The sequence below is a fragment of the Paenarthrobacter sp. NPDC058040 genome, from assembly GCF_042885775.1.
Lineage (GTDB): Bacteria > Actinomycetota > Actinomycetes > Actinomycetales > Micrococcaceae > Arthrobacter.
In genome coordinates this window covers 128318-153459 of record NZ_JBHVRN010000014.1, presented here as the reverse complement: position 1 = coordinate 153459, position 25142 = coordinate 128318, and the positions used below count along the sequence as shown (strand labels likewise).

General features: G+C 64.1%; 25 protein-coding genes and 1 tRNA gene. 17 read left to right on the top strand and 9 right to left on the bottom strand.

Translation table 11 applies throughout. From position 1 onward, the window contains the following. Window positions 1-75: 75 nt before the first annotated feature. Genes ACFVSJ_RS19340 through xerD form a run of 3 tightly spaced genes read left to right on the top strand, consistent with a single transcriptional unit; the run spans window position 76 to window position 3474 of the window. Complete coding sequence (locus ACFVSJ_RS19340; RefSeq protein ID WP_387438640.1) at window positions 76-1821, top strand: CTP synthase; 1746 nt, start codon at window positions 76-78, stop codon at window positions 1819-1821. A gap of 28 nt (window positions 1822-1849) precedes the next feature. Next, window positions 1850-2512, top strand: a complete 663-nt coding sequence (locus ACFVSJ_RS19335) for an NUDIX domain-containing protein (protein ID WP_387438638.1) — start codon at window positions 1850-1852, stop codon at window positions 2510-2512. Further along, a complete protein-coding gene (xerD, locus tag ACFVSJ_RS19330) occupies window positions 2485-3474 on the top strand; it encodes a site-specific tyrosine recombinase XerD (RefSeq protein WP_387438637.1) in 990 nt (329 codons plus the stop codon). Before ACFVSJ_RS19335 ends, xerD begins: the two co-directional genes overlap by 28 nt. On the opposite strand, the gene ACFVSJ_RS19325 is transcribed toward xerD, so the two are convergent. Next, on the bottom strand, window positions 3471-4238 hold the full coding sequence (locus tag ACFVSJ_RS19325; RefSeq protein ID WP_387438635.1) for a hypothetical protein: 768 nt from the start codon (window positions 4236-4238) through the stop codon (window positions 3471-3473). The genes xerD and ACFVSJ_RS19325 overlap by 4 nt on opposite strands. 56 nt (window positions 4239-4294) lie before the next feature. On the opposite strand from ACFVSJ_RS19325, the gene ACFVSJ_RS19320 reads away from it, so the two are divergent. Continuing rightward, window positions 4295-4789 carry an 8-oxo-dGTP diphosphatase gene (locus tag ACFVSJ_RS19320; RefSeq protein ID WP_387438633.1) on the top strand — a complete coding sequence of 165 codons (495 nt, stop codon included), beginning with the start codon at window positions 4295-4297 and terminating at the stop codon, window positions 4787-4789. 21 nt (window positions 4790-4810) lie between these two features. Here ACFVSJ_RS19320 and ACFVSJ_RS19315 read toward each other — a convergent pair whose 3' ends face one another. From ACFVSJ_RS19315 to ACFVSJ_RS19290, 6 genes are all read right to left on the bottom strand, one after another. After that, window positions 4811-5950: a bifunctional 2-methylcitrate synthase/citrate synthase gene (locus ACFVSJ_RS19315; RefSeq protein WP_387438631.1), complete on the bottom strand. Its 1140-nt coding sequence runs from the start codon at window positions 5948-5950 to the stop codon at window positions 4811-4813. A gap of 68 nt (window positions 5951-6018) precedes the next feature. Beyond that, window positions 6019-6924: a methylisocitrate lyase gene (prpB, locus tag ACFVSJ_RS19310; RefSeq protein ID WP_387438630.1), complete on the bottom strand. Its 906-nt coding sequence runs from the start codon at window positions 6922-6924 to the stop codon at window positions 6019-6021. After that, complete coding sequence (locus ACFVSJ_RS19305; RefSeq protein ID WP_387438629.1) at window positions 6925-8445, bottom strand: MmgE/PrpD family protein; 1521 nt, start codon at window positions 8443-8445, stop codon at window positions 6925-6927. A gap of 10 nt (window positions 8446-8455) precedes the next feature. Beyond that, complete coding sequence (locus ACFVSJ_RS19300; protein WP_387438627.1) at window positions 8456-9109, bottom strand: GntR family transcriptional regulator; 654 nt, start codon at window positions 9107-9109, stop codon at window positions 8456-8458. A 74-nt stretch (window positions 9110-9183) separates the two neighbouring features. Beyond that, window positions 9184-9897: a response regulator gene (locus tag ACFVSJ_RS19295; RefSeq protein ID WP_387438625.1), complete on the bottom strand. Its 714-nt coding sequence runs from the start codon at window positions 9895-9897 to the stop codon at window positions 9184-9186. After that, window positions 9894-11558 (bottom strand): ATP-binding protein, encoded by a 1665-nt coding sequence (locus tag ACFVSJ_RS19290; protein WP_387438624.1) that lies wholly within the window; start codon window positions 11556-11558, stop codon window positions 9894-9896. The genes ACFVSJ_RS19295 and ACFVSJ_RS19290 overlap by 4 nt, the downstream gene beginning before the upstream one ends. Before the next feature lie 140 nt (window positions 11559-11698). Between ACFVSJ_RS19290 and ACFVSJ_RS19285 the strand changes: the two genes are divergently transcribed. The 10 genes from ACFVSJ_RS19285 to ACFVSJ_RS19240 all read left to right on the top strand — a co-directional run bounded on the left by ACFVSJ_RS19285 (window position 11699) and on the right by ACFVSJ_RS19240 (window position 21414). Further along, complete coding sequence (locus ACFVSJ_RS19285) at window positions 11699-13042, top strand: cation:dicarboxylate symporter family transporter (RefSeq protein ID WP_387438622.1); 1344 nt, start codon at window positions 11699-11701, stop codon at window positions 13040-13042. Window positions 13043-13283: 241 nt separating this feature from the next. Then, window positions 13284-14183: a ParA family protein gene (locus tag ACFVSJ_RS19280; protein WP_387438621.1), complete on the top strand. Its 900-nt coding sequence runs from the start codon at window positions 13284-13286 to the stop codon at window positions 14181-14183. 38 nt (window positions 14184-14221) lie between these two features. Beyond that, window positions 14222-15088, top strand: a complete 867-nt coding sequence (locus tag ACFVSJ_RS19275) for a segregation and condensation protein A (protein ID WP_387438651.1) — start codon at window positions 14222-14224, stop codon at window positions 15086-15088. After that, window positions 15081-15737, top strand: a complete 657-nt coding sequence (locus tag ACFVSJ_RS19270; protein WP_387438619.1) for an SMC-Scp complex subunit ScpB — start codon at window positions 15081-15083, stop codon at window positions 15735-15737. The genes ACFVSJ_RS19275 and ACFVSJ_RS19270 overlap by 8 nt, the downstream gene beginning before the upstream one ends. Before the next feature lie 134 nt (window positions 15738-15871). Further along, complete coding sequence (locus ACFVSJ_RS19265) at window positions 15872-17089, top strand: pseudouridine synthase (RefSeq protein WP_387438618.1); 1218 nt, start codon at window positions 15872-15874, stop codon at window positions 17087-17089. 2 nt (window positions 17090-17091) lie between these two features. Beyond that, a complete protein-coding gene (locus ACFVSJ_RS19260; protein WP_387438617.1) occupies window positions 17092-18198 on the top strand; it encodes a prephenate dehydrogenase in 1107 nt (368 codons plus the stop codon). Next, window positions 18198-18911, top strand: coding sequence for a (d)CMP kinase (gene cmk, locus ACFVSJ_RS19255; RefSeq protein ID WP_387438615.1), 714 nt, complete (start codon window positions 18198-18200; stop codon window positions 18909-18911). The genes ACFVSJ_RS19260 and cmk overlap by 1 nt, the downstream gene beginning before the upstream one ends. Then, entirely contained in the window at window positions 18901-19635 is a 735-nt protein-coding gene (locus ACFVSJ_RS19250; RefSeq protein ID WP_387438613.1) for a lysophospholipid acyltransferase family protein, read from the top strand. The genes cmk and ACFVSJ_RS19250 overlap by 11 nt, the downstream gene beginning before the upstream one ends. Before the next feature lie 10 nt (window positions 19636-19645). Further along, window positions 19646-21196 (top strand): ribosome biogenesis GTPase Der, encoded by a 1551-nt coding sequence (gene der / locus ACFVSJ_RS19245; protein ID WP_387438611.1) that lies wholly within the window; start codon window positions 19646-19648, stop codon window positions 21194-21196. A 141-nt stretch (window positions 21197-21337) separates the two neighbouring features. Then, a tRNA-Pro gene (locus tag ACFVSJ_RS19240) sits at window positions 21338-21414 on the top strand. 113 nt (window positions 21415-21527) lie between these two features. Here ACFVSJ_RS19240 and ACFVSJ_RS19235 read toward each other — a convergent pair. Beyond that, the gene (locus ACFVSJ_RS19235; protein ID WP_387438610.1) at window positions 21528-21974 is read right to left on the bottom strand and encodes a MarR family winged helix-turn-helix transcriptional regulator; all 447 of its coding nucleotides are present in this window, start codon (window positions 21972-21974) and stop codon (window positions 21528-21530) included. Window positions 21975-22149: 175 nt separating this feature from the next. Between ACFVSJ_RS19235 and ACFVSJ_RS19230 the strand changes: the two genes are divergently transcribed. Further along, on the top strand, window positions 22150-23358 hold the full coding sequence (locus ACFVSJ_RS19230) for an MFS transporter (protein WP_387438608.1): 1209 nt from the start codon (window positions 22150-22152) through the stop codon (window positions 23356-23358). A gap of 64 nt (window positions 23359-23422) precedes the next feature. Here ACFVSJ_RS19230 and ACFVSJ_RS19225 read toward each other — a convergent pair whose 3' ends face one another. After that, complete coding sequence (locus ACFVSJ_RS19225; protein WP_387438606.1) at window positions 23423-24013, bottom strand: hypothetical protein; 591 nt, start codon at window positions 24011-24013, stop codon at window positions 23423-23425. Between the two features lie 117 nt (window positions 24014-24130). Here ACFVSJ_RS19225 and gcvH point away from each other — a divergent pair, with 117 nt between their 5' ends. Continuing rightward, window positions 24131-24517, top strand: a complete 387-nt coding sequence (gene gcvH / locus ACFVSJ_RS19220; RefSeq protein WP_387438605.1) for a glycine cleavage system protein GcvH — start codon at window positions 24131-24133, stop codon at window positions 24515-24517. Between the two features lie 139 nt (window positions 24518-24656). Next, a complete protein-coding gene (locus ACFVSJ_RS19215; protein WP_387438604.1) occupies window positions 24657-25133 on the top strand; it encodes an FHA domain-containing protein in 477 nt (158 codons plus the stop codon). Window positions 25134-25142 lie beyond the last annotated feature (9 nt).

Genomic DNA, 25142 nt, shown 5'->3' with positions numbered 1-25142 from the left:
TTGATTGCAGGCAGGTAACTGGGCAACCATGGACCATTTGGGGAATCCGGACAGGACGCTTGGAAGGCGTAATTGATGATAAGCTCGAATTCCGTGGTGCAGCGATCAAATTCCCGTGTAAATTCCCGGTTCCCGGGCTCGTCCAAGACGACCAAACACATCTTCGTCACCGGCGGTGTGGCGTCCTCGCTCGGTAAGGGTCTGACGGCTTCCAGCCTCGGCCACCTGCTGCGGGCACGCGGTTTGTCTGTAACTATGCAGAAGCTCGATCCCTATCTGAACGTGGATCCGGGCACGATGAATCCCTTCCAGCACGGCGAAGTTTTCGTCACTGACGATGGCGCCGAAACCGACCTCGACATCGGACACTACGAGCGCTTCCTCGATGAGAACCTGGAAGGATCGGCCAACGTCACAACGGGCCAGATCTACTCCACGGTCATCGCGAAGGAACGCCGCGGCGAGTACCTTGGCGATACTGTCCAGGTCATCCCGCACATCACGGATGAGATCAAGCGCCGCATGCGCCTGCCCGCCGAGGGAAAGAACGCTCCGGACGTCATCATCACCGAAATCGGTGGAACCGTCGGCGACATCGAATCGCAGCCGTTCCTGGAGTCCGCCCGCCAGGTCCGCCAGGACATCGGCCGGACCAACGTCTTCTTCCTGCACGTCTCCCTGGTTCCGTACATCGGGCCGTCCCAGGAGCTGAAGACCAAGCCGACGCAGCACTCCGTTGCGGCCCTGCGCTCCATCGGCATCCAGCCCGAAGCAATCGTGATCCGGTCGGACCGCGAGGTGCCTGAAGCCATGCGCGAGAAGATCGGCCGCATGTGCGACGTCGACATCGATGCCGTGGTTAACGCTGCAGACGCCCCGAGCATCTACGACATCCCCAAGACCCTGCATTCCCAGCAGTTGGACTCGTACATCGTCCGTGCCCTGGACCTTCCGTTCAAGGACGTGGACTGGAGCAAGTGGGACAAGCTGCTTGAGGCTGTCCACAACCCCAAGCACGAGGTCGAGGTCGCCCTGGTGGGCAAATACATCGATCTTCCCGATGCCTACCTTTCGGTGACCGAAGCCCTCCGCGCCGGTGGCTTCGCCAACGAGGCCAAGGTCAAGATCCGTTGGGTTCCTTCCGACGAGTGCGAGACCCTCGCTGGTGCCAAGAAGTCCTTGGCCGGTGTCGACGCCATCTGCGTTCCCGGCGGATTCGGTATCCGCGGGCTGGAAGGCAAGCTGGGCGCCTTGAAGTTTGCCCGCGAAACCAAGCTTCCTGTCCTGGGCCTGTGCCTTGGCCTGCAGTGCATGGTGATCGAGTACGCCCGCAACGTGGTTGGCCTTGAGGGCGCTTCCTCGAGCGAGTTCGAGCCCGATTCCAAGTACCCGGTCATTGCCACCATGGAAGAGCAGCTGGACATCGTTGACGGCAAGGGAGATCTTGGCGGCACCATGCGCCTGGGCCTCTACGAAGCCAAGCTCGATGAGGGTTCCGTGGTTGCAGAAACGTATGGCACTACGTCCGTGAGCGAACGGCACCGCCACCGGTACGAGGTCAACAACAAGTACCGCGACCAGATTGCAGCCGAGGGCCTCGTTTTCTCGGGCACCTCTCCTGACGGCAAGCTGGTTGAGTACGTGGAACTTCCCCGCGAAGTCCACCCGTACTATGTCGCTACGCAGGCACACCCCGAGCTCAGCTCCCGCCCGACGCGCCCGCACCCGCTCTTCGCAGGCCTGGTCAAGGCTGCCCTGGAACGCCGTGAAGGCGGAGCGGCCGGAGCCAAGCAGGCCGCTGACGCTGTAGCTGCCAAGTAAATCCACGCACGAGCAAAAGGACGGCGCGATGCCCGGAACGTCTGAAACCCCCAGCACAACAAGGCAGGTTTCGGATGTTCCGAGCCCGCGCCGTCTTTTGTCTTCCAGCAAGGTGTACCAGGGCCGCATTTGGGATGTGGTCAGTGATTCCTTCAAGCTCAGCGAAGACTCGGACGCGTTGGTCCGGGACTACATCGACCACCCCGGTGCCGTGGCCGTGCTGCCCATGAACGTCGACGGCGAAATCCTCCTGTTGAAGCAGTACCGGCACCCGGTGGCCATGGATCTGTGGGAAATCCCCGCCGGCCTCCTGGACATTGAAGGCGAAGATTTCGTTGTTGGGGCTGCCCGTGAGCTCGCGGAAGAGGCCGACCTCACGGCGGCCACGTGGAACGTCCTTGTGGACTTCTTCAACTCACCCGGTTCTTCCAGCGAGGCGGTCCGCATCTACCTCGCCCGGGGCCTCAGCGATGTCCCCGAAGCCGAGCGGCACGTCCGTACGGATGAAGAAGCCGAGATCGAGCTGCACTGGATTCCGTTGGACGATGCCGTGCAGGCAGTCCTTGAGGGCAGGCTGCACAACCCCTCAGCAGTCCTCGGTATTCTGGCTGCGGCTGCCGCGAAGGCCGACGGCTTCAGCAGCCTCCGCCCTGCGAATGCCCCATGGCCGGCACACCCGAGCCAGCGCTGAGCATGACCGAGGCCACCACACGCACTGCAACGGCCGTTGACCGCGGAATTACCGATTACCTGCAGTACGTCGGCGTCGAGCGCGGCCTTGCCGCCAACACCCTCGCCGCTTATCGGCGGGACCTGGGCCGGTACGGGAAGTTCCTGGCGTCCCAGGGAGTGGATCAGCCGGGGAATGTGACCAGGCACCATGTCACGGCCTTTGTCCAGGCCCTGTCCGACGGTGCCGACGGCGCCTCCGCCCTGGGCGTGCGCTCGGCTGCGAGGACCGTGGTCGCCGTGCGGGGGCTGCACAAGTTTTGGGCACTTGAAGGAATGACGACGGCGGATCCCGCCACCGATGTCCACCCGCCCATGCCCGGTAAGCGGCTTCCGAAAGCCATCAGTGTGGACGAGGTGAGCCGAATCCTCGAAGCTGCCGGCGCGGATACGGCCACTGGCCTGCGGGATCGCGCTCTCCTGGAATTCCTGTACTCGACGGGTGCCCGCATCAGCGAGGCAGTCGGCCTGGACGTGGACGACGTCTCCCTGGAGGACACCGGCGAAGGGCCGGCCATTGTCCGGCTGTTCGGCAAGGGATCCAAGGAGCGGCTGGTCCCGCTTGGCTCCTACGGCGCACGGGCCGTCGGTGCCTACGTTGTCCGGGGCAGGCCACTGCTTGCGTCCAAGGGCAAGGGCACACCGGCACTGTTCCTCAATGCCCGCGGTGGCCGGATCAGCCGGCAAAGTGCGTGGACCATCCTCAAGGCGGCCGCCGAGAAGGCCAACATCACCAAGGACGTCTCGCCCCACACGCTGCGGCATTCCTTTGCCACGCACCTGCTCGAAGGCGGCGCCGATGTCCGCGTAGTGCAGGAGTTGCTTGGCCATGCCTCGGTGACCACCACCCAGGTGTACACCTTGGTTACGGCCGATACTTTGCGCGAGGTGTACGCAGCCGCGCACCCCCGGGCGCTCGGCTAGCCAATCACGCTGAAGGTCAGCTCCACCGCGTCCACGAACACCGCGAGCAGCGACGTTCCCAAACCGGCCACGAGAAGCAAGCCGGGATGGGCCAGTCCCACCACCACGCGCTTGAGCCGGGGCCGCCCACGGAGGAACTTCTTGGGCACCCGGGTCTTCAAGGGTATTTGCCGCCACCCCCGCAGGCGCCTGAGGAACCACGCACAGCGCACAATGAAAGCCATCCACAGCACGGACAACACCAGCGGAACCGATGCCAGCATGAGGTTGAAGCCGAGCGCGGTGACTTCCTTTTCCGAATCACCGATGACCGTTTGGACGGTGGTCGAGATGGAAGCGCTCATCACAACAGAGGCTGCCCAGACCATGAACGCCGCCACGAGGGCCAGGAACCGTACGAAGAAATGCCCCAGCACGGTCGCGTCGACGGCCTTGAGATGGCTCCGCGGCGTCGCGTGAAGGACCGCCAACGTGGAAAGCAACGTTGGCAGGGCGGCCACAAGCACCAGCAGATACCAGGTCCAGCCGGCAAGGTCCACCACTTCGTCCAGGACGATGAGGCCGGACCAGAGCACCGTCCATCCCCATCCCGCGTACAGGGGGTGCGCAACCAGCCAGCGGGGCAACCACGCGTCCCGGTCCGGACGCACCTTGGGCAGGAGCGACGGCGGACTTTCCAGCTCTGGTGACGCCGTTCCGGGTACGTCGGCAGCATGTTCGACGGCGGCTGTCGCCGTCCGCGGTTCACCCCCGGATTCGCTCATGGGCTCACTGTAGCAATGGCGGCAGTACTGGGGGAGATCGGGTTAAGGTGGGCAGCATGACTGCAGCCCATGTGACGTTGTGCTTCCTCCTCCGCGATGACGCGGACGGCCAGCACGTGCTTCTCGGAACCAAGAAGACTGGATTCGGCAAGGGCAAGGTGGTGGGAGTCGGTGGCCACGTCGAAGCCGGCGAGACCGCCGTCGAAGCCGCCTGCCGGGAAGTCATGGAGGAGATCCATGTGGTGGTCCACGCCGATGACCTCCTTCCGGCTGGAAACGTGGATTTCATTTTTCCGGCCAGGTCCGAGTGGAACATGGCCACTACCGTCTTCCTGACGCGTGCCTGGCAGGGCGAACCATCCGAGAGCGATGAAATCGCGCCACAGTGGTATCCGGTGGCGCGACTTCCGGTGGAGCGGATGTGGGCTGATGCCGAGCACTGGCTGCCTGCCATGATCTCCGGCCGCCGCATCGCCGTGCGGGTGGAACTTGCTGCCGACAACCAGAACGTGGCAGAGGTCCAGACCGTGGAATGGACCGGCGTCGACTGATCAGCTATGGTGCCGAACCCGCTAGGGGACGTGCCGCTCCTCAGGCCCGTTGTATTCGCTCAGTGGGCGGATGAGCGAGTTGGAGGCCAGTTGCTCCATGACGTGTGCGGTCCAGCCGGTGATCCGGCTGGCAACGAACAACGGCGTAAACGTCTGGGTGTCGAATCCCATGAGGTGATACGTGGGGCCGGCTGGGTAGTCGAGGTTTGGCTTGATGGCCTTGGCCTCGTCCATGGCCTGCTCCAGGCCGTTGTAGAGTCCCAGAAGTTCGGGACGTCCGTAATGGGCGATCATCTTGTCCAGGGCGGCCTTCATGGTGGGCACGCGGGAGTCGCCGTGCTTATAGACGCGGTGCCCGAAGCCCATGACCTTCTTCTTGTGCGCCAGGGCATCTTCCATCCACGCCCGGGCCCTGGCAGCGGCGTCTTCCAGTGATTCCTCGGGCCGGATACCGATTTCGTCGAACGTGTGCATGACGGCCTCGTTGGCGCCACCGTGCAAGGGACCCTTCAGCGCGCCGATCGCGGCAGTCACCGCGGAGTGCAGATCGGACAGCGTCGAGGTGACCACGCGGGCTGTGAACGTCGAGGCGTTGAAGGAATGCTCGGCGTAGAGGATCATCGAGACGTTGAACGCTTCCACCACCTCGTCCACCGGCTCCTCGCCGAAGGTCATCCACAGGAAGTTCGCCGAGTAGTCCAGCTCGTCCCGCGGCTCAATGACGTCCTGGCCACGCCGGCGGCGCTGGTCGTACGCCACCACCGCGGGCATGGCGGCCCACAAATCCACCGCCTTCTTCATGTTGGCCTCGGGCGAGGAATCCTCGGCCAGCTCGTGCCTGGCACCCAACACGGAAGCGGCCGTCCGGCAGACGTCCATGGGATGCGCAGTTGTCGGCAGTGTGTCCACCACCGACTTGACCACGGGATCCAGGGCGCGGCCTGCGCGCTCGCGGGCAGTGAACTCCGCGAGCTGCGACTCGTCCGGGAGTTCGCCGTTCCACAGGAGATACGCCACTTCTTCGAAGCTGCATTTGGCGGCGAGTTCCTGGACCGGGTATCCGCGGTACAACAGGGAGTTGGTGTCCGGGTTGACCTTGGAAACGGCGGTGTAATCCACCACGACCCCGGCGAGGCCCTTTTTGATGTCTTCAGCAGCCATGCTGAACTCCTTCGTTCTTGTGCAGGCCCGGGGATTCCCGTGACCTGCGTCCCCTTGATGATCCGGACCTAGCGGATGCCAGGAACCTGGAAATTGAAAACGCCGGTATCGAATTGGTTGTATGCCTCGTAATCCACGAGTTCGTAGAGACGTGCGCGCGTGAGCATGTTGTCCACTTGCGCCTCTTGGGTCCCCGCAGCCTTGATCGATTCCAGAGTACGCTCTGCAGCGCCCATGGCAATGCGGAGCAACGTGACCGGGTAGATCACCATATTCACGCCCACTTCCTGGAGCTGGTCCACGGTGAAAAGGTCGCTTTTGCCGAACTCGGTCATGTTGGCCAGGATGGGGACGTCCACGGCCTCGCGGATGGCCTGGAACTCGCTCAAATCACGCATGGCTTCGGGGAAGATCGCGTCGGCTCCGGCATCGACCAGTGCTTTGGCGCGGTTCTGCGCGGCTTGGAGTCCTTCCACGGCGCGGATGTCGGTGCGGGCCATGATGAGGAAGTTCGGGTCGCGGCGGGCGTCTGCTGCGGCGCGGATGCGTTTGGTGGCGGTATCGATGTCGACGACGTTTTTGCCGTCCAGGTGGCCGCAGCGTTTGGGGTTGAACTGGTCCTCGATGTGGCAGCCGGCCAGGCCGGCGTTTTCGAGTTCCTGGATGGTGCGGGCCACGTTCATGGGTTCCCCGAAGCCGGTGTCTGCGTCAACCAGGGAGGGCAGGTCTGTCATGCGGGCGATCTGCCCGGCCCTGGTGGCTACTTCGGTGAGCGTGGTGAGGCCGATGTCGGGCAGGCCGAGGTCGTTGGCGAGGACGGCGCCGGAGATGTAGACCCCGGCGAAGCCTTTTTCCTCGATGAGACGGGCCGAGAGGGGGTTGAACGCTCCCGGGAACTGCTGCACGGTCCCCGAGTTGAGGAGCTCCCTGAGGCGCAGGCGTTTCTGCTCGGGGGTGGTTCTGGAGTACAGCATTTAGAACAGTCCCTTGGGCGCGTTGTTGAGGTCGATCACGCCGGGGGCGGCGGTGATGTTGAGCTGGTCCAGTTCGCCGGTGCCCAGTTCGGTGACGCGTTCGACGGCGGCGAGGAACCTTTCGATCTCGGCCTCCTCCACGAGTCCGGCGGCGAGGGTGCGGAATTTGTTGACGTACTGTTCGCGGGCGAACGGCCGGGCGCCGAGGGGGTGGGCGTCGGCGACGGCGATCTCATCGGTGATGACAGTGCCGTCCGTGAGCGTGATTTCCACGGAACCGCCGAACGCTTTCTCCGCGATGTCCAGGGAGTGGTAGCGGCGGGTCCATTCCGGGTCTTCCACGGTGGTGACCTTGTGCCAGAGTTCAACGGTGTCCGGGCGGGCGGCGCGTTCGGGGGCGTAGGAGTCCACGTGGTGCCAGGCGCCGTCCTGCAATGCGACGGTGAAGATGTAGGGGATGGAGTGGTCCAGGGTCTCCCGCGAGGCGGTGGGGGAGTATTTCTGGGGGTCGTTCGCGCCGGAGCCGATCACGTAATGGGTGTGGTGGCTGGTCTTGATCAGCACCGATTCCACGTTGGCGGGGTCCGTGGTTTCCGGGTGTTCGCGGTTGAGTTTACGGGCGAGGTCGATCCAGGCCTGCGCCTGGTACTCGGCGGAGTGTTCCTTGGTGTAGGTGTCCAGGATGGCCCGCTTGGCTTCGCCCTTCTCCGGCAGCGGAACTTCGTAGGAGGCGTCCGGGCCATCCAGCATCCAGGCGATCACGCCGTCTTCGCCTTCGTAGATCGGCACGGGCGAGGTTTGGCCGCGCATGGAGCGGTCCACGGCTTCGACCGCCATCTTGCCCGCGAAGGCCGGGGCGTGGGCCTTCCACGTGGAAATCTCGCCCTTGCGGGACTGGCGGGTGGCGGTGGTGGTGTGGAGGGCCTGGCCCACGGACTGGAAGATAGTCTCCACGCCCAGGCCAAGGAGCGTGCCGATACCGGCCGCTGCGGACGGGCCGAGGTGGGCCACGTGGTCGATCTTGTGCTTATGGAGGCAGATCGCCTTGACCAGGTTCACCTGGATCTCGTACCCGGTGGCGATGGCACGGACCAGGTCGGCGCCATTGGATCCGACGTGCTGGGCAACGGCCAGGATCGGCGGGATGTTGTCGCCCGGGTGCGAATAGTCGGCCGCCAGGAACGTGTCGTGATAGTCGAGTTCGCGAACGGCCACGCCGTTGGCCCAGGCAGCCCATTCCGGGGAGACGAGCTCGCTGATGCCGAACACCGAGGCGCCCTTGCCGTTCGTGGTTGGCGCGTGGGTCAGTGCCTGCGCACGGGCTGCGACGATCGGTGACCGGTTCAAGGACGCAATCGCCACCGAGGCGTTGTCGATGATCCGGTTGATCACCATGTCCGTCACTTCCGGCGTGACCTTGACGGGATCGGCGGCGACTACGGCGATCTTATGGGCCAACTGCTCTTCGCGGGGGAGGTTTTCCTCGGACTTGTACACGCGGACGTGGTTGTTCGTGACCATGATGCTCCTTCTAGTGGGACGATTTTGAGGCCAGCTGGGCGGCCTTGACGTGGGTGAGGCTGCGGTGGAGGTGCACGGTGGTGGCTGCCTCGGCCAACCGCGGGTTGGAGGCCGCGATGGCTTCGGCAATGGCAGCGTGCTCCGCCGCTGCGGCCGCGAGCCTGGCGGAATCATCGGCGGCGAGCCGCCGGATGCGGACCAGATGGACGCGGAGGCCCCGCATGGCCTGGGCCAGGTACGTGTTCGAGACGGCGGCATCGATGGCGTCGTCCAGGCGGCCCACCAGGGCGTAGTAGTCATGACGTGCGGGGTCGGCATCGCGAAGCAACCCCGGAGCTTGGAGCAATTGGGCCTGCAGTTCGGCGAAGACCCCTGGCTCGCCCCGTTCGGCGGCCAGTGCAGCCGCCCTGACTTCCAGCGTTTCGCGCAACTCGAACAGTTCGTCGATGCTGTCCAGCGAGATGTCGGTGACGACGACGCCGCGCCCGCCTGCCGCCGTCGTCAATCCCTCCGCGGTGAGCCGGCTCAGTGCCTCCCGGACCGGTGTCCGGGACACGCCCAGCCGCTCGGATTGTTCGACTTCCGCGAGGATGGTGCCTGGCCGAAGACGCCACTCGATGATGTCCTCACGGAGGGCAGTGTAGGCCCGGTCACTTGCGCGCATGCGTTCAGTGTATACATAAAAGGCTGCATGCGGGAGTAGTGGCGTGAATTTTGATGCCTATGTATACATTGGGCTCAATTGCGACGCCACCCGTACTCGTTCTCCGGCCTGCCCGGAGTTCCATACCGCGGAGTGCGCGTGACCGTCCCCGCATCGGCCAGGTACTCCAGGTAGCGCCGTGCCGTCACGCGGGACATGCCAACAGCCTCCATGACTTCGCTGGCGGACACCGGCTGTTCCCGGGTACGCACCAAGTCCTTGACCGATTCCAGGGTGGACGGGGACAGGCCCTTCGGCAGCGGAAGTTCCGTCGGAGCCCGAAGGCTGGCAAAGGCTTGGTCGACGTCGCTCTGGGATGCCCCTTTACCTGGAATTCCGGCTGAAGAGCCGGCCAACTGGTCCCGGAAGGTTCGATAGCTGGTGAGCTTGTCCGCGAACGTCGCATAAGTGAATGGCTTGATCAGGTACTGCACGACGCCGATCGATACCGCGCTGCGCACGATGCTGAGTTCCCGCACGGCGGTAATGGCGATGATGTCCGCGAGGATTCCGGCCGAACGCATGCGCCTGGCGACGTCCAGTCCGTGGAGATCCGGCAGGTTCATGTCCAGTAAAACCAGGTCCACGGGCGAGCCGGAGGCAGCGAATTCGCCCAGGATGCGGAGCGCTGATTGACCGTCCGGGGCGGTACCCACCACGGTGAAACCGTCGATCCTCCCCACGTAGACCGAATGGGCATCGGAAGCGATCGGTTCGTCCTCGACCACCAGGACGCGGATGTCTGTCATGCCTTCTCTTCCCCCGGAACCGTTGTGGGCAGCACAACGTGGAATTGCGCGCCGCCCGGGTTATCGGTTGTCCCCGGATTGTCGATGGACATCGTACCGTTGAGCCTCTGGATCGCCTGCCTCACCAGTGCCAATCCAACGCCCCGGCCATGGCTCCCACGGGGATCTCCCGTCGAAGACTTTGTGCTGTAGCCGTACTGCAGGACGTCGTCTATCGAAGCCGGATCGATCCCCGCACCGGAGTCCGTGACCACAAACTCGACGGCGGTGCTTCCGGTCAGGACCTCAAGTTCAACCGAGCGGGGGAGCCCGCCTGCGGCTGCTGCGTCAATGGCGTTGTCCAGCAGGTTTCCGAGGATGGTGACCAGGTCTTGGATTTCCAGGCCGCTGACGCCCGCCGTCCCGGAAGTCCGGACCGTCAGTTCGACGCCGCGCTCATGCGCTTCGGCGGCCTTGCCCATCACCAGGGCGCTCATCACCGGTTCGTCCACGGACGCCAACATGTCGTCCGTCAGTTGCTGGCTGAGTTCGAGGTCCCTCGTGGCAAACTCGAGCGCTTGGGGCGTGCGTCCGAGTTCCAGCAGGGAGACGATCATGTGCAAACGGTTGGCGTGTTCATGCGTCTGTGCGCGCAAGGCATCGGAGAGTGTCTTCATGGTCTCCAGTTCCGTGCCCAGGGCCTCGATCTCCGTGCGGTCGCGGATGGTTGCCACTGTGCCGTAGACCGCTGCTTTCTGCCGGCTCCTGGGCGGCACGGGACCAACGGCCGGGGCTTGGTTGACCACCAGGATCCGGGAACCCGTCAGATGGATCTCGTCGCGTGCGGGCCGCCCCGACTCAAACAAGGCCCGCAGGCTCCCATCGAAGGGAAGTTCTGCAAGCCTGGGCGCCTGGTCCGGGGAACGGTCCGCTTCGGACGGTTCCAGGCCCAGTAGTTCCGCTGCCTGGTCGTTGTACATGACGGCCTTGCCGCGGGTGTCGATCAGGATGAGCCCCTCGCGCACCGAGTGCAGGACCGATTCGTAGTAGGCGAAGAGCTGGGCCAGCTGCTCCGGACCCCAGCCGCGGGTAACGGACCGAAGGTAGCGTCCCAACAACCATGACGCCACGGAGCCAAAGAAGAGGACCCCCAACGCGATGCCGCCGATTACCGCCAGGCGCTCGGCAAGGTCGGTGTCCACGGTTCGCACCGTGATGCCCGCCGCCACCAGGGCCTTGACGGCGCCCGAGTCGTCCTTCACGGGCGCAATGGTCCGCACCGACGGCCCCAACGTCCCTGCCGTCACTTCGGTAAACGTCTCGCCGCGGAGCGCCGGTTCGATCGTCCCGATGTAGGGCTTGCCCAGTTCCTCAGGGCGGGGGTGCGTCCAACGGGTCCTGTCCGGGGCCATGATCGTGATGAAGTCGGCGTCCGCATCGGCCATGACCTTCAGGGCGTAGGGCTGGAGCGTTGTTGAGGGATCGGCGGACGACGCGGCCTGCAGCACCAACGGGTTGTTCGCGATGGAGGTGGCGATAGCCCGCATCCGGCTGCCCGCGTCATCGTAGGCGCGGTCCCTGGCTTCCACCACGGAGAACGCCCCAAAGGCAGCAGTCAGGACCAGGACGAACAGCAGGTTCGCCACGAACAATCGGCGCGCGATGCTCCAGGTATGAAACACGTGTGGCCTCCCATGACCAATATGACCGCAATGGTGATGTGTGTCACCGGCGGCTGAATGATGGATATCACACAAGGGCAGCGGATTGGACACAAGTGCAGGACCGCAGCGCCTTACACAGTATCCAGAAGGAGATTCCCATGACCTCTCAACGAGGAGAGTCGGCAGTGGCCGCTACAGGCGGGCGCAAGGGGCTCGACAAGTCGCACTACCTGTACATCGCGGTCATTCTCGCAGTTGTGCTTGGTGCTGTTGTCGGCCTGCTGTTCCCAGAGGTCGGCAAGTCGCTCAAGCCGCTCGGCGATGGCTTCATCAAACTGATCAAGATGATGATCGCGCCGGTCATCTTCTGCACCATCGTCCTGGGCATCGGCTCCATTGCCAAGGCCGCCACGGTGGGCAAGGTAGGCGGTCTCGCCCTGGGCTACTTCGTGGCCATGTCCACTTTTGCGCTCGCCATCGGCCTGGTGGTTGGCAACCTGATCCACCCGGGCGAGGGCCTCAAGCTGACCCCGTACGACCCCAACAAGAAGGCCGCTACGGACAGCACCGTGGACTTCCTGCTTGGCATCATCCCGGGTGACATCCCAGTCCTCCCCACCTTGCTCGCCGCCATCCTGGTTGGCTTCGCCCTCCAGAAGATGGGCAAGCAGGGGCAGCCGATCCTCGCGGCCATCGGTCATGGACAGCGCCTCGTGTTCCGCATCCTGATCATGATCATGTGGCTCGCTCCCGTCGGCGCGTTCGGTGCCATTGCCGCCGTCGTTGGCGCAACCGGTGCCCAGGCAATCCTCAGCATGTTCACCCTGATGATCGCCTTCTACATCACCTGCGTGTTGTTCATCGTGGTCATCCTCGGAACCCTGCTCCGTGCCGTTGCCGGCGTGAACATCTTCAAGCTGATGAAGTACTTGGCCCGCGAATACCTGCTCATCTTCTCCACCTCTTCCTCCGAAGCGGCGCTGCCCCGGCTCATTGCCAAGATGGAACACCTGGGTGTCTCCAAGCCCGTGGTTGGCGTGACCGTCCCTACCGGCTACTCCTTCAACCTTGACGGCACGGCCATCTACCTGACCATGGCCTCCCTGTTCGTGGCCAACGCCATGGGGACCCCGCTGGACCTCGGTGCGCAGATCTCCCTGCTGGTCTTCATGATCATCGCTTCCAAGGGCGCCGCAGGTGTCACTGGTGCAGGACTCGCCACCCTGGCGGCCGGACTGCAGGCACACAAGCCCGAACTGCTGGGCGGCGTGGGCATGATCGTCGGCATCGACCGCTTCATGTCCGAGGCACGCGCCTTGACCAACTTCACCGGCAATGCCGTGGCCACGGTGCTGATCGGTACCTGGGTGAAGGAAATCGACACCCACCAGGTCAACCAGGTCCTGTCCGGCAACTCGCCGTTCGATGAGCAGACCATGCTGGCCCATGACGAGGCCGCCCAGGCTCCCGAAGCGGACGCCCGCGAAAAGGCGACTGTATAGTCCTCCGTCGTATCCGAGTCCGAAGGAGGCCGGCCCCGCCAGGGTGCCGGCCTCCTTTCGTGCAAGCGAGGGCGTGCGAAACCAAAACCTTCCACCTCAACTAGAGGGTAAAGGCTCAAAGCCCGGGCAATGTCAAGTTCCCCGGATTACCGTGTCGGGCGCTGTAGCCTAGGTGGGTAGGAGTGCTGGCCCCGCAGGGCCGGCGGCCGGGAAGATCGTCGTCGAAAGAGTGGTTGGATACGTGAGCATCGAACGGGGAACAGCAACCCTGGCAGGCACCGAGCTCGATCTGGAAGACGCAATCATGGGGCCCACGGGCCGCCCGCACCGCGACTTCCCGGAACCCGCTCCGCTTGCTTCGCACGGCCCGGCGAGAGTCATCGCCATGGTCAACCAGAAGGGTGGGGTGGGCAAGACCACGTCCACCATCAACCTTGCCGCAGCGCTCGCCGAGTATGGCCGCCGCGTGCTGTTGGTGGATTTCGATCCCCAGGGTGCCTTGTCGGCAGGGCTGGGCGTCAACCCGCATGAGCTGGACCTCACTGTTTACAACGTGCTCATGGACCGCAAGGTGAGTATCCGCGATGCCATCCACCAGACCGGCGTGGAGGGCGTGGACCTGTTGCCGGCCAACATCGACTTGTCCGCCGCCGAAGTCCAGCTCGTCAACGAGGTTGCGCGCGAGCAGGTCCTGGACCGTGCCCTCAAGAGCGTCGAGGACGAATACGACGTCGTCCTGATCGACTGCCAACCCTCACTCGGCCTGCTGACCGTCAATGCACTGACAGCCGCGCACGGCGTGATCATCCCGCTCATCTGTGAGTTCTTCGCCCTTCGCGCTGTTGCCCTCCTGGTGGAAACCATCGAGAAAGTCCAGGACCGGCTGAATCCGCGCCTGCAGGTGGACGGCGTCCTGGCCACCATGTACGACGCGCGGACCCTGCACAGCCGGGAGGTCATCTCCCGCTTGGTGGAGGCGTTCGGGGACAAGGTGTTCGAGACCGTGATCAAGCGCTCCATCAAGTTCGCCGACGCCACTGTGGCAGCCGAGCCGATCACCAGCTACGCGGGCAACCATGTCGGTGCGGACGCCTACCGTCGGCTTGCGAAGGAACTGATCTCGCGCGGCGGCGCGCCGTAGCTGTCGGCGTGGGATTGCCGGCAACCGCGCCGCTTGCGGTGGACCCACCGGACCAGACGCCCGACGCCGACACTCCCGAAGCGCCCAAGGGCGGCTTCGAGGTCCGGCTGGCAAACTTCACTGGTCCCTTCGACCTGTTGCTTGGCCTGATCGCCAAGCACAAGATGGATATCACCGAGGTGGCCCTCGCCACGGTGACCGACGAGTTCATCAAATACATCCGCAGGTTGCAGGAACTGGGGGAGGACTGGGCGCTGGATGAGGCCAGCGAGTTCCTGGTCATCGCGGCCACGTTACTGGATCTCAAGGCAGCCCGCCTCCTGCCTGCCGGCGAGGTGGAAGACGACGAGGACATCGCCCTCCTGGAAGCCCGTGACCTCCTGTTCGCGAGGTTGTTGCAGTACAAAGCCTTCAAAGAGGTGGCCGGGCTCCTCAACGAAACGCTGGAAGAGGAAGGGCGCAGGTTCCCGCGGCAGGTGGCCCTTGAGGGACATTTCGCCGCCCTGCTGCCGGAGCTCGTCTGGCGCCATAGCCCGGACCAGTTTGCGGAACTCGCAGCCAAGGCCCTCAAACCGAAGGTAGCTCCTTCCACCGAAGTAGGGCTGGGCCACCTCCATGCCCCGCCGGTCAGCGTCAAGGAACAGGCCGAAATCCTTGGCTACCGCCTCCAGCTCGGGGCGCCGCTGACGTTCCAGGCGTTGATTGCCGACGCGGAGAACACCTTGGTGGTGGTGGCCCGGTTCCTGGCGTTGCTTGAGATGTTCCGCGACCGTGTCGTCGCGTTCGAACAACCCTCACCCCTGGCTGTTTTGACCGTGCGGTGGACCGGAAATGATGCGGAGTGGGACAGCTCGAACCTGAGCGAAGAGTATGAGGACGGCGTAGATGGAGGCGGCGATGACTGAACAGGATGCGGAACCGGACGGCCTGGCCGGACTCGAAGCGCTCCCCGGCGGCGCGCGGGCGGCCCTGGAAGCGGTGCTCATGGTCATCGACGAGCCAGCTACCTCGGAAGAGCTGGCCGCCGGACTCAACATGACGGTCGCCGCCGTCGAAGATTTGCTGTTGGAACTGCAGCGGGAGTATAGCGGCTATACTGTTAAAGCCCCGGACGTGGATGCTGACGGCTTTGCCGCTCCAAGCAACGCACCCCGGGGTTTTGAATTGCGGAACATCGCTGGTGGTTGGCGGATCTACTCAAGGCCGGACTTTGCAGACATTGTGGGCAGGTTCGTCTTGGAAGGCCAAACCACCAGGCTGACCCAGGCGGCACTGGAAACCTTGGCGGTCATTGCCTACCGCCAGCCGGTCTCGCGGGCCAGGGTGTCCGCAATTCGCGGCGTTAACGTCGATTCCGTCGTCAGGACACTGACCCAGCGTGGATTGATCGAGGACGCCGGAAACGATCCCGAGTCCGGGGCAATCCTGTACCGGACAACCTCGTATTTCCTGGAACGGATGGGCATCGGTTCAGTTGCGGACTTGCCGCAGCTGTCGCCGCACCTTCCCGGCCTGGAAGGGATCGACGAGTATTACGACGCAAGCCGGATGTGAGCATTCGGCATAACTCCATATTGGTTCACGGCGCGCAGCGCGTGCCGAAGCAGCAAGGGCGGGCGGTTGCCCGCCAGGCTGGCTAGTGTTGTTTGCAGCACGGAATGCCGGCCAATACTACACAAGGACGGGTCATGACACAGGCGGGACGCCAGGGTTCACCACGTAACGGTTCGGGACGCAACAGCTCCGGACGCAATGAGGCAAGGGGCGGCGCAGGACGCTCCAACGCCGGCGGCTTCTCTGGCCGCGGCGGCAGTGCCGGCGCTGGAAAGCGCAACTTCAAGCAGGCCGAGGGGCGCCCCTTCAAGGCGGCCAAGCCCCGGGAAGCAGCTCCGTTCGATCCGGACAACCCCACCTCGGCGGGCGGCTACGATGCCGGCAGGCCGGCCAGGCCCGCCAAGCCATTCCGCAAGCCGGGTTCCAACAAGCCAGGCTACGGCAAGGCACCGGGCACTCCCGGCGCCTTGAAGCCGAAGCCCAAGCCCGGCAATGCCAAGCAGTACGGCTCCAAAGCCTTCGGCAGCGAGCGTTTCGGCCAGAACCTTGGTCCGGTGCGCAAGCCGGCCCGAAACCGGGGACCACGCCAGGACGTTCCGCAGTCGGACCTTCATGACGTCGATGGCGTGCGCCTGCAGAAAGTCATGGCGCAGGCGGGCGTCGCTTCCCGCCGTGTCTGCGAAGAGATGATCCTCGAAGGCCGCGTCGAGGTCGATGGGCAGGTCACCACTGAGCTGGGCATGCGTGTCGACCCGAAGACTGCTGTCATCCACGTCGATGGCATCCGCATCCAGCTGGACGAGACGCTCGTCTACATGGTGTTCAACAAGCCCAAGGGCGTCGTTTCCACCATGGAAGACCCCGAGGGCCGCCCGTGCATCAGCGACTTCCTCAAGACCAACAAGAACAAGGGCGAACGCCTGTTCCACGTGGGCCGCTTGGACGTCGCCACCGAGGGACTGCTGTTGTTGACCAACGACGGCGAACTCGCCAACCGCTTGACCCATCCTTCCTATGAGGTGCCAAAAACGTACCTCGTCCAGGTGCGGGGGCCGTTCCCGCAGGGTGTCGGTGCCCAGCTCAAGTCCGGCGTGGAGCTCGAGGATGGCATGGCCGCGGTGGACTCGTTCCGCCTCGTGGACTCCACGCCTGGCCACGTGCTCATTGAGGTTGTCCTGCACTCGGGCAAGAACCGGATCGTGCGCCGCATGTTCGACGCCGTTGGGTTCCCGGTGCAGCGCCTGGTCCGCGTCAAGGTTGGGCCGATTGGCTTGGGCGACCAGCGCCAAGGCAGCATCCGCAACCTTGGCCGCCAGGAAATCGGCCACTTGATGGCAGCCGTAGGACTCTAGGCATGTCGGCATTCCGCACGCACGGACGGGGCCATCTCGATGGCCCCGTCGTGGTACTTGGCACGGGCCTTCTCGGAGCCAGCATCGGCCTGGGCCTGCGTGGGCGCGGTGTCCCGGTATTCCTGTTCGACACCTCACCCACCAACCAGGCCGTAGCTGTGGACATTGGTGCCGGGCGGCCGTTGGCCGAGCTGGAACAGCAGCCGCAGCTTGTGGTTGTGGCATCGCCGCCGGATGTCACGGCTGACGTCGTCGAAAAGGCATTGGCTGACTACCCGGAAGCGGTTGTGGTGGACATTGCCAGCGTCAAGGCAGGCATCCAGGCCGACCTTCGCGAACGCGGCGTGGACCTGACACGGTACGTGGGCACGCACCCCATGGCAGGCCGGGAGAAATCCGGGCCTGTCGCGGCCCGGGGCGAGCTCTTCACCTCCATGCCCTGGGTGGTTTGTCCCACGGAGGAAACTGCCGCCGAGGCACTGCAGGCTGCGCGCTCACTGGCGGGGGACCTCGGTGCAGTAGTTTCCCAGTTCACTGCCGATGAGCACGATGAAGCGGTGGCATTGGTCTCGCACCTGCCGCAGATCATGTCTTCACTCCTCGCGAGCCGCCTTCAGGGGACTCCGCTCCATGCTTTGTCCCTGGCCGGCAACGGCTTGCGCGATACTACCCGTATTGCCGCCAGCGATCCCACGTTGTGGGTGCAGATCCTCGGCGGCAACGCCGAAAAGGTTGTTTCGATCCTCCACGGCGTTCGTGAGGACCTGAACCGGCTGATCGGGACGTTGGAAGCTCCATTGGCCCCTGGCGCCCGCCTGGATCTGGCCCAGTTGATCAGCGAAGGCAATGCCGGGCAGGCCCGGATCCCCGGCAAGCACGGCGGACCACCGCAGGCGTACTCATGGCTGACTATCCTGGTGGATGACAAGCCAGGCCAGATCGCCCAACTCCTGACCGAGATCGGGGAGATCGGCGTGAACCTCGAGGACCTGCGCCTGGACCACTCCTCGGGTCAAAACGTGGGCATGGTGGAGCTTTCCGTCCTGCCGAACAAGCACGACCTCCTTGTTGAAGCATTGACCGACCGTGGATGGCGGGTACTCCAGTAATGACGCGTGAATTTTTTGGTCCGGAGACAGTTGCCCGTCCCGGAAAGCCGCTCGTGATCGCGATCGACGGCCCCTCAGGTTCGGGTAAGTCGAGCGTCAGCAAGGAAGTTGCCAAGCGCCTGAAGCTGGCCTACTTGGACACGGGGGCCATGTACCGTGCCCTGACGTGGTACTGCCTGAAGACCGGTGTGGACCTGCACGACGGGGCCGCAGTGGAACTTGCTTCCAAGACCATGCCGTTGGAAATCAGTACCTCGGCGGCCAATGAGTACGTGGCCGTTGATGGCACTGATGTCACGGAGGAGATCAGGGATCCGCAGATCTCGTCTTCCGTTAGCTCCGTGGCTACCACCCTCGGTGCCAGGACGGAACTGATCCGCCGGCAACGGCAACTTATTGACCAGCACCACCGCCGCATGGTGGTGGAAGGCAGGGACATTACCACCGTCGTCGTGCCCGGCGCCGAAGTGCGTATGCTCCTTACCGCAAGCGAAGAGGCCAGGCTTCGCCGCCGCGGCCTCCAGCTGGGCGGTACCCAGACCAAGGAACAACTGGCCGCCCAAGTGATCCAGCGCGACGCGAAGGATTCCACGGTGGTCAACTTCACCCAGGCCGCCGACGGCGTGGTGACCCTGGATTCCTCGGACCTCGACTTCGAGGAAACGGTCCAAACGGCGTTGGCGATTGTCAGCAAGGTCATCTATGGCGACTGAGCAGCAGCGTCTCCCGGCGGCCTGGAACCGTCTGTGGAGCCGTCCCATCGGATGGGTCCTGGACCACGTCCTCTACCGGACGTCCGTGACCGGCAAGAACAACATTCCGGCTGCCGGGCCTGTCATCTTTGCCGCCAACCACATCAGCTTCCTGGACGGCCCTGTCATGTTCGGCGCTGCTCCGCGGCCCATGCACATCATGGTCAAGAAAGAGATGTTCAAGGGTTTCCTGGGCAAGGTCCTGACGGCGTCGGGCCAGATCCCGGTGGACCGCACCGGCGATCGCGCCGCCCTGCATCTGGGCAAGCAACTGCTCGACGCCGGCCGCTGCGTTGGCATTCTGCCGGAAGGGACACGGGGGACCGGTGCTGCGGAAAGCATCAGCAGCGGGGTTGCCTGGCTGGCGGTCAATTCCGGAGCAACCGTGATTCCCGTGGCCATCCTTGGCACACGCCACGGCGGCGAGCACCGTGACCATATTCCCCAACTGCGCCGGAAGCTGTACGTCAGCTTCGGCGAACCCCTTACGGTGCAGCGCCGGAAGGGCGAACCGGGGCGTGTTTCAATGGACAGGGCGGCGGCGGCAATCCGCGATGCCCTGGCGGGACACGTCCAGGATGCCGTACGAAAGACCGGGCAAGCCCTTCCCCGGGAAGCGGCCCCTGAACCGGACCAGCAGCACCGCCACATCGAAGTAGCCGGAACTCCGGCAGACCACCACTAAGGAAAGTGCAATGAGCGATACGACTCAAAAATCCGGCCACCATGGTGCCGGCGACGACGAATACACGCCCACCGGCACCGACCAGGTGGCTGAAAACCTGGCTGCCCTGGACGACGAGGAAGCGGAGCTTCGCGCTGCCACCCTCCGCGCCGGACTCGATGACTATGATCTCGACGAAGACGATGCCGCCCTCCTCAGCGGCGACTACGAGGACGAGGGCGAGGAGGGGCCGCTCAAGCTGGACCCCGTCCTGGCTATCATCGGACGTCCCAACGTCGGCAAGTCCACGCTGGTGAACCGTATTCTTGGCCGCCGCGAAGCAGTAGTGGAGGACACCCCGGGCGTCACCCGGGACAGGGTCATGTACTCGGCCCGCTGGAACGGCCGCAACTTCACGCTGGTGGATACCGGCGGATGGGAGCACGATGCCAAGGGCATCCACGCCCGCGTTGCCGACCAAGCCGAGATGGCTGTGGAACTTGCCGATGCCGTGCTCTTCGTGGTGGACAGCGCCGTTGGCGCCACGGCCACCGATGAGGGTGTCATGAAGATGCTGCGCAAGAGCAAGAAGCCGGTCATTATGGTGGCCAACAAGGTTGACGATTTTGCCCAGGAAGCCGACTCAGCCACCTTGTGGGGCCTCGGCTTCGGCCAGCCCTATCCGGTTTCGGCTTTGCATGGCCGCGGTGTGGCCGACCTGCTGGACCACGTCATGGATACCCTGCCCGAATTCTCGCAGGTGGAGGGCGTTGAACGTTCCGGCGGCCCCCGCCGCATTGCGCTCATCGGACGCCCGAACGTCGGCAAGTCCTCTTTGCTGAACAAGCTTGCCGGCTCCGAGCGCGTCGTGGTGGACCCCCTGGCCGGAACCACCCGCGATCCTGTTGACGAGTTCATCGAACTCGGCGACCGCACGTGGCGTTTCGTTGACACCGCCGGTATCCGGCGCCGCCAGCATATGGCCCAGGGCGCGGACTTCTACGCGTCGCTGCGAACGCAAGCCGCGCTCGAAAAGGCGGAGGTCGCCGTCGTGCTCCTCGCCGTGGACGAAGTCCTGAGCGAACAGGACGTTCGCATCCTGCAGCTGGCCATTGAGTCCGGCCGCGCGTTGGTCCTCGCCTTCAACAAATGGGACCTCCTCGACGACGAGCGCCGCCGCTACCTGGAACGCGAGATCGAGCAGGACCTGGCCCACGTCGAGTGGGCTCCCCGGGTCAACATCTCGGCCAAGACGGGTTGGCACAAGGACCGCTTGGTTCCTGCCTTGGACACCGCTTTGGAGAGCTGGGACCGCCGCATTCCCACAGGGCGCCTCAACGCATTCCTGGGCGAACTGGTTGCAGCCCACCCGCACCCGGTCCGTGGCGGCAAGCAGCCGCGCATCCTGTTCGGCACGCAGGCCTCCAGCCGTCCGCCGAAGTTCGTGCTGTTCACCACTGGCTTCCTTGACCCCGGATACCGCCGCTTCATCACGCGCCGCCTGCGCGAAACGTTCGGCTTCGAGGGCACGCCCATCGAGGTCAACATGCGCGTGCGCGAAAAGCGCGGCCGGAAGAAGTAAATGAGACGCGCATCACAGCCAACTTTGGCTCTGATGGCATAAGCGGCCTCCAACTTCGTGTAAGCTTTTGGAGGTGGTTCGGCCGGACTGCTTAGGTGGGAATCTTCGGATGAAAACCTTGGCGGAGAACGGTAGAACCAGCGGGCTGTAGCGCAGCTTGGTAGCGCACTTGACTGGGGGTCAAGGGGTCGCAGGTTCAAATCCTGTCAGCCCGACCATGAAGGCCGGAATCCTGTAGAAATACGGGATTCCGGTCTTCGGTCGTTAAGCGCCAAAGCCCTTGTCGCCGGACCGGGCGGGCGCGCGGTCCGGCCAATCAAGGGCCGCGGGGTCAGGCTGCCTGAAGGGCGCCGAGTGCCCTCACCAGGGGCTCAAGTTCCGGAACCTGCTCGGCGGCTGCGAGGGCCGATGCCAAGGTCTCGTCGTGGACGGGCTTGGCATCAAGGAGCAGCTTCTGGCCCGCCGCCGTGAGCTCCGTGTAGATCCCGCGCCGGTCGTCCGCGCAGAGGATGCGCGTGAGAAGCCCGCGATCCTCGAGCCGGTTGACCAGCCGAGTGGTAGCGCTGCTTGAGAGGGCGGTGGCGCGGGCGAGTTGTTGCATGCGCATGTGCCAGCCGTCCTGCCGGCTCAGGGCGTCCAGGACCGTGTACTCCACGACGGACAACTGGCTGGAAGCCTGGAGTGCTTTCTCCAACTCTGCCTCGATGCTCCCGTGCAAGGCCGCGAGGGTGCGCCATCCCTGTGCCCGTACTTCTACGGCGTCATCCTTGATGCCCATGTCTGCTGTGCTCCCTTTGTCATGGTGATCCCTTTGCAGGACGCCACAAAGTAGTTGCTTGCGCAATTATCTAGCGTGTGCAACTATATATACAGCGTCTGCAACTATTATTCTACGGTTCCCGGCGGCGCACTTCCACTCCCGGGGGGACCGACCCATTGAAGGAGCTCTCCATATGCCCGCAGGGTTGATTGCCCTTGCCCTCGGCGGTTTCGGCATCGGACTGACCGAATTCGTCATCATGGGCCTCTTGCCCGAAGTAGCGGCTGACTTCCGCGTCAGCGAAGCATCGGCTGGATGGTTCATCTCCGGCTACGCGCTGAGCGTCACCGTTGGGGCGCTTCTGGTGACCGCCGCGGTCACCAGGCTGCCCCGCAAGCCGGTCCTCATGGGATTGCTGGTCCTCTTTATCGCCGGCAACTTCCTTTCCGCGATGTCGGTGTCATATACGGCCATGCTGACAGGGCGCATCATTGCTGCGCTGTGCCACGGGGCCTTTTTCGGCATCGGCTCAGTGGTTGCCGCAAGCCTGGTTCCGGCCCACAAGAAGGCCGGCGCGATCGCCATCATGTTCACGGGCCTCACCGCAGCGAACGTGCTGGGTGTTCCGTTTGGAACGCTCCTGGGCCAGAACTTTGGCTGGCGCTCCACGTTCTGGGCCATCACCGTCATCGGTGTCATCGCTTTGGTGGGCATCGCCCTCATGGTCCCGAAAGCAAGCGCGGAAGCCGCCAAGGGCCTGCGGAGTGAGCTGGGCGCCTTCCGCTCAGGCCAGGTGTGGCTCTCGATCGTCGTGACCATCCTCGGCTTCGGCGGCATGTTCGGAGCGTTCACGTACATCGCCTTTACGTTGACGGAAGTCTCCGGATTCGCCGCCAGTGCCGTCCCGTGGCTCCTGGTGCTCTTCGGTGGTGGGCTCTTCGTGGGCAACTTCCTGGGCGGCAAGGCGGCAGACAAGGCGCTCGACAAGTCCCTGATCGTGATCCTGGCCGGCTTGGTGGTGGTCCTGGTGTTCTTCGCCCTCACGGCATCCAGCAGCATTGCGACGCTCGTCTCGCTGGCGCTCATGGGAGGTTTCGGATTCGCGACCGTACCCGGCCTGCAGATGCGCGTCATGCACTTCGCCACCTCGGCGCCAACGCTGGCTTCCGGCGCCAATATTGGCGCGTTCAACCTCGGCAATGCCCTCGGAGCCTGGCTCGGCGGAGTGACCATCAGTGCCGGCCTCGGCTACACCTCACCCATCTGGGCCGGCGCCGGGATTACCTTGGCTGCCTTGGCTGTCATGGTCGTGGCCGCCGCAGCAGCCAAGCGGCGCGGCGCTTCGGACACAAAGCCAGCGTCCGACGTCGAACGCGAACCCCAGGCGGCTTCGCTCGCCTGACGCTGTTGGAACCATGGAAAAGCCCGCCGCGGACATCCGTCCGCGGCGGGCTTTCGCTTGTTCGCTACTGGCTTCCAGGTGCGCCGCCATCGGCGCTTTGCGACTCCGCGGCTGCCTTGGCAGCCTTCACCCGGTCAGTCTCTGCCTGCTTGAGTGCCCTCATCTGCTTGCCCCGGCGACGCCACACTGCCCACAGAACCGTGACCACCACAAAGATGACTGCGGCGGCCACGGCGGAGATTGCCGTCCAGGTGGTGAAGAAGCCCGCGTCCACGCTGAGGGTGCGCTGGCCCGCATGGGCGGACTCGGTGGAGCCGAACACGATTCCGGCCGTCAGGAGGTTTGGTGTTGCCAGTGCAACGGCCAGCAGGAGAATGACGATTTTGAGGGGCCACTTCACTGCTTTGTGCGTGGCCTGCCAGGCCACCACGAGGGGAATGAAGGTGAAGACGAACCCGTAGAACATGCCCACGAGGACGCTCGCGCCAAGATCCCGTCGAATTTGTCCGGCGATCACGTCGGACCACCAGCGGGGGAGTATTGCGCCCAAAATAAAGTAGGCTGCCACAGCAACAAGCAATGCCACAATGATCAGGATTATTTTGACGCCCCAATTGCGTTTTTTCCCTGGTGGTACTTGTGCTTGTTCAGTCATGGGTCAATCATGGCAGAGACCTCACAGGGCGTAAGCGGATTATGCCTATACTTTCAGCGGTGGCCGGATGCCCGGGCCGCCGTCGAGGTCCATAAATGTCCCGATGAAAGGCGACCCATGAGCAATATCCCAGCCGATCTTTCCTACACCGCAGAACACGAATGGGTTTCGGCGCCGGATGGCGAAGGCGTGGTCCGTGTAGGCATCACCGATTTTGCCCAGGATGCCCTGGGCGATGTGGTCTATGCCCAGATGCCGGAACCAGGAACCAAGATCACCGGAAATGATGTTGTAGGCGAGGTCGAATCAACCAAGAGCGTCAGTGATATCTACGCTCCGGTCAGCGGCGAAGTCATCAACCGGAATGACGCCCTCGACCAGGATCCCGCCCTCATCAACTCGGATCCTTACGGCGAGGGTTGGCTTTTTGAAGTAAAGCTCGCCGAACCTGACGCAGTGGATTCCCTGCTCAGTGCATCGGAGTACGAACAACAGGTAGGCTAAAGTTATCTGGCCCGCCCGGCCGTATCTCCCTTTCAAGGGAGCGCGGGAAGGCGGGCCAGCAACCGATTTGCCCGGCGGTACCGGGAGGTGGATGTAGCCGGCAGGGTCTGGAACTGCCGGCGGATGAGGAGGAAATTCCATGGTTGGCGGCGACAAGAACCAAGCCAATGTCGGGAACGGCCCGGAGGAACAGCCGACGTCGGAGACCACCTCGATCAGCATCACGCCAACGTGGGACGAACCGAGCATCGCACCCAAGCTGGCGCCGGAAGAGCGCGCTTCGGTTGATGCGTTGCCGCCGGACTCCGCACTGCTTATCGCGCACAGCGGCCCCAATGCCGGCGCGCGGTTCCTTCTTGACGCGGATACCACCACGGCAGGTCGTCACCCCGATGCGGACATCTTCCTGGACGATGTCACCGTTTCCCGCAAGCACGTCGAGTTCCACCGCACTCCTGCAGGCTTCGAACTCGTGGACATGGGCAGCCTGAACGGCACGTACGTCAACCATGACCGCGTGGACCGCGTGCAACTGAAAAGCGGCAACGAAGTGCAGATCGGCAAATTCCGGCTGACCTACTACCTGAGCCCTGGCCGCCCGGCGGGCCAAGCCTGACCCCGGGGT

Coding starts and splice junctions, on each gene's coding strand:
- ACFVSJ_RS19285 (WP_387438622.1), top strand. CDS start 11,699: ATGACCTCTCAACGAGGAGAGTCGGCAGTGGCCGCTACAGGCGGGCGC.
- ACFVSJ_RS19335 (WP_387438638.1), top strand. CDS start 1,850: ATGCCCGGAACGTCTGAAACCCCCAGCACAACAAGGCAGGTTTCGGAT.
- ACFVSJ_RS19325 (WP_387438635.1), bottom strand. CDS start 4,238: ATGAGCGAATCCGGGGGTGAACCGCGGACGGCGACAGCCGCCGTCGAA.
- ACFVSJ_RS19270 (WP_387438619.1), top strand. CDS start 15,081: ATGACTGAACAGGATGCGGAACCGGACGGCCTGGCCGGACTCGAAGCG.
- der (WP_387438611.1), top strand. CDS start 19,646: ATGAGCGATACGACTCAAAAATCCGGCCACCATGGTGCCGGCGACGAC.
- ACFVSJ_RS19235 (WP_387438610.1), bottom strand. CDS start 21,974: ATGGGCATCAAGGATGACGCCGTAGAAGTACGGGCACAGGGATGGCGC.
- ACFVSJ_RS19250 (WP_387438613.1), top strand. CDS start 18,901: ATGGCGACTGAGCAGCAGCGTCTCCCGGCGGCCTGGAACCGTCTGTGG.
- gcvH (WP_387438605.1), top strand. CDS start 24,131: ATGAGCAATATCCCAGCCGATCTTTCCTACACCGCAGAACACGAATGG.
- ACFVSJ_RS19340 (WP_387438640.1), top strand. CDS start 76: ATGATAAGCTCGAATTCCGTGGTGCAGCGATCAAATTCCCGTGTAAAT.
- ACFVSJ_RS19300 (WP_387438627.1), bottom strand. CDS start 9,109: ATGCGCGCAAGTGACCGGGCCTACACTGCCCTCCGTGAGGACATCATC.
- ACFVSJ_RS19215 (WP_387438604.1), top strand. CDS start 24,657: ATGGTTGGCGGCGACAAGAACCAAGCCAATGTCGGGAACGGCCCGGAG.
- ACFVSJ_RS19225 (WP_387438606.1), bottom strand. CDS start 24,013: ATGACTGAACAAGCACAAGTACCACCAGGGAAAAAACGCAATTGGGGC.
- prpB (WP_387438630.1), bottom strand. CDS start 6,924: ATGCTGTACTCCAGAACCACCCCCGAGCAGAAACGCCTGCGCCTCAGG.
- ACFVSJ_RS19305 (WP_387438629.1), bottom strand. CDS start 8,445: ATGGTCACGAACAACCACGTCCGCGTGTACAAGTCCGAGGAAAACCTC.
- ACFVSJ_RS19320 (WP_387438633.1), top strand. CDS start 4,295: ATGACTGCAGCCCATGTGACGTTGTGCTTCCTCCTCCGCGATGACGCG.
- ACFVSJ_RS19265 (WP_387438618.1), top strand. CDS start 15,872: ATGACACAGGCGGGACGCCAGGGTTCACCACGTAACGGTTCGGGACGC.
- ACFVSJ_RS19230 (WP_387438608.1), top strand. CDS start 22,150: ATGCCCGCAGGGTTGATTGCCCTTGCCCTCGGCGGTTTCGGCATCGGA.
- cmk (WP_387438615.1), top strand. CDS start 18,198: ATGACGCGTGAATTTTTTGGTCCGGAGACAGTTGCCCGTCCCGGAAAG.
- ACFVSJ_RS19260 (WP_387438617.1), top strand. CDS start 17,092: ATGTCGGCATTCCGCACGCACGGACGGGGCCATCTCGATGGCCCCGTC.
- xerD (WP_387438637.1), top strand. CDS start 2,485: ATGGCCGGCACACCCGAGCCAGCGCTGAGCATGACCGAGGCCACCACA.
- ACFVSJ_RS19315 (WP_387438631.1), bottom strand. CDS start 5,950: ATGGCTGCTGAAGACATCAAAAAGGGCCTCGCCGGGGTCGTGGTGGAT.
- ACFVSJ_RS19295 (WP_387438625.1), bottom strand. CDS start 9,897: ATGACAGACATCCGCGTCCTGGTGGTCGAGGACGAACCGATCGCTTCC.